The sequence below is a fragment of the Streptomyces sp. P5F9 genome, assembly GCF_057961495.1.
On sequence record NZ_JBXVPZ010000809.1, the window covers coordinates 1 to 2267 of the forward strand.

The window sequence follows — 2267 nt, forward strand, 5'->3', positions numbered from 1 at the left end:
GCCCCTACCCGTCCCATCCTCCAGGGGCTGCCGCCCCTTCGACCCCGCCTGGGGCTGCGCCCCAGACCCCCTTCGGCCTGAACGGCCTCGTCCTCAAACGCCGGACGGGCTGGATGTAGCCGGCCTGCGCTGAAAGGGGAACGCCGGACGCGCTGGGAGCGCCGGCCGGCACCGAGAAGAATCCGTAAAAGGGCAAAGCAAAGCCGGCGCAGCTCCCCAGCTGCGCCGGCTTTTTTTGCCGTCCGCCGCACCCCCGTCCCCACGGGGTTTCATGGGTTGATGTCCCCGCCCGGACCGCTCTTCCGGGCCTGGGGTCGCCGCTCAGCGCCCCAGCATCACTCCCACGGACGACGCCTGTGTGGCCACGGTCTCCCAGCCGTCGAAGACGACGAGGAGCAGGACCGCCAGGGGAAGTGCCATCAAGGTCGCCACCAGTGGGTGGCGACGGCCCGTGCGGCGGGTGTGGAACGCCGCGTTGTACGCCTTGCGTCCCTCTTCGCGGATCAATGCCCGCGGTGCCGTGTGGGCCATGGTCCCTCTCCTGACCGTGCTCCGTTGACCGAACTCAGTTGTCGTTGGCAGCGGCGGGTGTCTGACCTCGGGGGACGAGTGCTGCACCCGCCGCTTGACCTCAAATCTAGGCGTGCGGCGGGTGCGGGTCGTCATGCCCTCGTACCGATTGGCGGGCCTCCCGGAGGATGAGCAATGACCTGCGAACTACTCCCCTGGGTGGAGACCGGGTCCTACGTCTCGGGGTCTTCCCGGAGGGGTAGTCCGGTGTGCCCCGCTTTCTCTGAGCTGTCCTCGCGCGGGACCGGCTGCTCGACCAGGGCGAGAACCCTGGTCGCCATGAAGCGGGCGGTACGGACGACGGAGCCACTGCGGGTGACTTCGCTCACTTCTACGACACCTCGTCGTACCGCCGTCTCCACCCGACGGCCCGCCCTGCTCGCCACCACCTCGTAGGTACGTGTTGTGTCGCCGGCGTCCACCACTATCTCGACGCGATCACCCTTCACGCGCTCAATCCCCCTTCTGTGATGGTTGGTTGGGGTCCGAGGTGATGTGAAGTCCTGCTGCTCGCAACGCCTCTGACCACCCTTCGAGTTTCCCACCCGGCACTGACAATCCGTCGGTCCGAGAGGGCGCGGCCTTTGCGCGCGGGCGCCCGTGGAAACGTAAGCTGTCGCTCGTCACACGGACCGGGCAGCGGGGATGAACATGGCGATGATGCGCCTGAGGCGCGAGGACCCGCGCGTCGTCGGCTCGTTCAGGCTTCACAGACGGCTCGGCGCGGGCGGAATGGGTGTCGTCTATCTGGGCTCCGACCGCAAGGGTCAGCGGGTCGCGCTGAAGGTCATCCGGCCGGATCTGGCGGAGGACCAGGAGTTCCGTTCGCGGTTCGCGCGCGAGGTCTCGGCCGCTCGGCGGATTCGCGGGGGATGTACTGCCCGGCTGGTCGCTGCGGATCTCGACGCCGATCGGCCGTGGTTCGCCACGCAGTACGTGCCCGGGCCGTCGTTGCATGACAAGGTCGCCGACGAAGGTGCGCTGGGAGCGGCCGAGGTCGCCGCCATCGGGGCCGCTCTGTCCGAGGGGCTCGTCGCGGTGCATGAAGCCGGGGTCGTCCACCGGGATCTCAAGCCGTCGAACATCCTCCTCTCCCCCAAGGGTCCGCGGATCATCGACTTCGGTATCGCCTGGGCGACCGGGGCGTCGACGCTCACGCATGTCGGTACGGCGGTGGGTTCGCCCGGGTTCCTCGCGCCCGAGCAGGTGCGGGGGGCGGCCGTCACTCCGGCCACCGATGTCTTCTCGCTCGGGGCCACGCTCGCGTACGCCTCGACCTCCGACTCGCCCTTCGGGCACGGTAGTTCCGAGGTCATGCTGTACCGCGTGGTGCACGAGGAGGCGCAGCTGCACGGGGTGCCGGACGCGCTCGCTCCGCTCGTCCGCGCGTGCCTCGCGAAGGATCCCGAGGAGCGGCCCAGCACGCTCCAACTGTCCTTGCGGCTCAAGGAGATCGCCGCGCGTGAGGCTCAGGGGATGGCCGATGTGCGGCCGCCCGGGCCGCGTGCCGCGGAGGCGGATCGGCCTACCGGGCGGCTCACCGACAGCTATCCGGAGCAGCAGCGCACCCAGAGTCAGCGGCGGCCACAGAATCCTCAGGGTCCTCAGGGGACGCCGGCACCTCGTGGTGCCGCTTCGCCCTCCCGGGGTGGCGGTAGTCCGTCGCGTGGGGGCTGTCTCTTATACACATCTCCGAG

Annotated in this window: 3 protein-coding genes; 1 reads left to right on the forward strand and 2 read right to left on the reverse strand. The window is 69.4% G+C overall.

Features of this window, described 5'->3' with window-relative positions; genetic code table 11:
* Positions 1-321 precede the first annotated feature (321 nt).
* Together AC31A1_RS50365 and AC31A1_RS50370 are read right to left on the reverse strand one after the other, a co-directional pair.
* Positions 322-531 (reverse strand): hypothetical protein, encoded by a 210-nt coding sequence (locus AC31A1_RS50365; protein ID WP_317888187.1) that lies wholly within the window; start codon positions 529-531, stop codon positions 322-324.
* A 212-nt stretch (positions 532-743) separates the two neighbouring features.
* Positions 744-1019: a DUF8836 family protein gene (locus AC31A1_RS50370; protein ID WP_033282228.1), complete on the reverse strand. Its 276-nt coding sequence runs from the start codon at positions 1017-1019 to the stop codon at positions 744-746.
* 196 nt (positions 1020-1215) lie between these two features.
* Between AC31A1_RS50370 and AC31A1_RS50375 the strand changes: the two genes are divergently transcribed.
* Positions 1216-2267, forward strand: a 1052-nt coding sequence (locus tag AC31A1_RS50375; RefSeq protein WP_489659744.1) for a serine/threonine-protein kinase, incomplete at its 3' end; no start/stop codon positions are given.